The sequence below is a fragment of the Halomonas sp. genome, assembly GCF_041689495.1.
In the GTDB taxonomy this organism is placed as follows: domain Bacteria; phylum Pseudomonadota; class Gammaproteobacteria; order Pseudomonadales; family Halomonadaceae; genus Halomonas.
Window position 1 is genome coordinate 1 of record NZ_JBDNGD010000330.1, and the last position, 2086, is coordinate 2086.

Here is a 2086-nt window from a genome sequence, read left to right on the forward strand (position 1 = left end):
CGCCCGGCCGCGAGCGCCGCCCCGTGACCGCGGCCGAAGTCGAAGTGTTCGAAGTTCAGGCCGATATAGACCGCAAGCCGCTTGCCATCGGGCCAGTCGAAGTCGGGGCGATCGACAATCGCACGATAGGGAAAGCGATCATGGTGGGTGAGGGTTCGCGGCATGGCAGGCGGTTTACTGGAAAACGGATCCACTTTAACCCGCACAGGCGATATTGGATGCGCATAGTTCGACCACCGGGGGACACGGCATGACAGAAACAACGGCGACTCGACGGCCTGGCCTGCGCGAGCTGGCAATGACCCTGCTCTTGCTGATCATCACGGCCATGGCCCATGCCGCCACCCCGCCCCAGGTCACGCTGGCAAAAAGCTATGACCGCAATACCGAGCTCGCCGATTACTGGGTCAGCGAGAAATACGATGGCGTGCGCGGTTACTGGGACGGTCGGCGCCTGCTCACCCGCGGCGGCACGGTGATTCGTGCGCCCGCATGGTTCACCGCCGGCTGGCCGGATACGCCGCTCGACGGCGAGCTGTGGCGCGACTACGGCGAGTTTGCGCGGGTCTCCGGTATCGTGCGTACGCACCATGCGGGTGACGGCGACTGGCGCGACGTGAGCTATCGCGTGTTCGACCTGCCCGAACACGCCGGTTCTTTTGATGCGCGCGTACCGGCTATTCGCGACGTGGTCGCTGCCATCGATCAGCCCTGGGTTGTCGCGATCCGACAGTTCAGGGTCGAAGACGCCGCTGCGCTGGACGATGCGCTCAATCGCGCGCTGGCGCGCGGCGGCGAGGGCCTGATCCTGCACCGCGGCGCCGCAGACTATGTCGCCGGGCGCAGCGACGACCTGCTCAAACTCAAACCGTATGAAGACGCTGAAGCCCGCGTGATCGGCAGCAACCCCGGCCAGGGCCGGCTCGACGGGTTGATGGGCTCGCTCGAGGTGCGTACGCCCGATGGGCGCGAATTCGCGGTCGGCAGCGGCTTCAGCGACGCGCAGCGCACCGAGCCGCCACCGATCGGCGCCTGGATCACCTACCGCTACAACGGTGAGACGGCGACAGGGCTGCCACGCTTCGCGCGTTTTCTGCGTCGGCGTCCCGACGGGCCACCGCCCGAAGTCGAGGCCCGAAACGTGCTAGATCGGTCTCCGGGCGCCAACAACTCGGCGGAGCGACATCGATAGCACAAGCCGGAATCATCGCCTGCGGGCAACGGGTGCGCAATAAACAGCTAGAATATGGCGCTTTCTGCGCCGTTGGCCGACCTGAATAGTACGTGCTGATTCGAATCCTCGAGATCACGGTGCCGGTGTTCGGCATCATCGCGCTGGCCTATTTCTATGGCCGCCGGCGGCCTACCGATCTGCGCGACGCTAACCGGCTGAATATCGTGATCTTCACGCCGGCGCTGATCTTTCATGCGCTCACCGAGCGTTCCAGCGGCGGCGAGCATTTTCTGATGGCTGCCGTCGGTGCGGCCGTGATCGTGCTGGGATCGGGCATGCTGGCCTGGATCTGGGTTCGCGCCACCCGCCGCGACCCGGCCATCTATGTCGGCCCGGCGATGTTCAACAACTGCGGCAACCTGGGCCTGCCGCTCGCTATTCTGGCATTTGGAGAAGACGCCCTGCCGCTGGCAGTGGTGCTGCTGGTCACCGAGAACCTGCTGCCTGCGTTGTGCCATCAGATCAGATCCGCTTCGCTACGCTCTGCCGGGGCGGCCAGCATGGCCGCCGACAGCATCGCAGCACCAAACGCCATGCGGTTCAGGAAATCAGCCAGATTGTAGGCCACGCTCAGTGCGCCGCCGTCGTCATAGCCGCCGAAACTTGTGATGAAATTGCCCAACGGGTAGATCGCGGACTCCAGCCCAGGAAGCCGAAGCCCGCCAGGCGCCGGAACGACTCCAGCGACAGCGGCATCTGGGGCTGACCGTAGGGCCGTTGGTCATGAAGGCCACGCCCATCAGGTAGGCGCTGGGCAGGACCAGGAAGATGATGATCCAGGTCGCCCCGGGGGCCACGGTGAAGAGGAGATGCTGCGTCTCGCGCACCATGCCACGGCTGCGGGCGAAGGGC

General features: G+C 65.3%; 2 protein-coding genes and 1 pseudogene. 2 read left to right on the forward strand and 1 reads right to left on the reverse strand.

Features of this window, described 5'->3' with window-relative positions; all coding sequences use genetic code 11:
• The first annotated feature begins 250 nt into the window (after nucleotides 1-250).
• Together ACESMD_RS10655 and ACESMD_RS10660 are read left to right on the forward strand one after the other, a co-directional pair.
• Entirely contained in the window at nucleotides 251-1192 is a 942-nt protein-coding gene (locus ACESMD_RS10655) for a DNA ligase (RefSeq protein WP_372612975.1), read from the forward strand.
• Between the two features lie 92 nt (nucleotides 1193-1284).
• On the forward strand, nucleotides 1285-1797 hold the full coding sequence (locus ACESMD_RS10660; RefSeq protein ID WP_372612977.1) for an AEC family transporter: 513 nt from the start codon (nucleotides 1285-1287) through the stop codon (nucleotides 1795-1797).
• A gap of 24 nt (nucleotides 1798-1821) precedes the next feature.
• Here ACESMD_RS10660 and ACESMD_RS10665 read toward each other — a convergent pair.
• Nucleotides 1822-2086, reverse strand: a pseudogene (locus tag ACESMD_RS10665) (hypothetical protein); the annotation flags it as partial.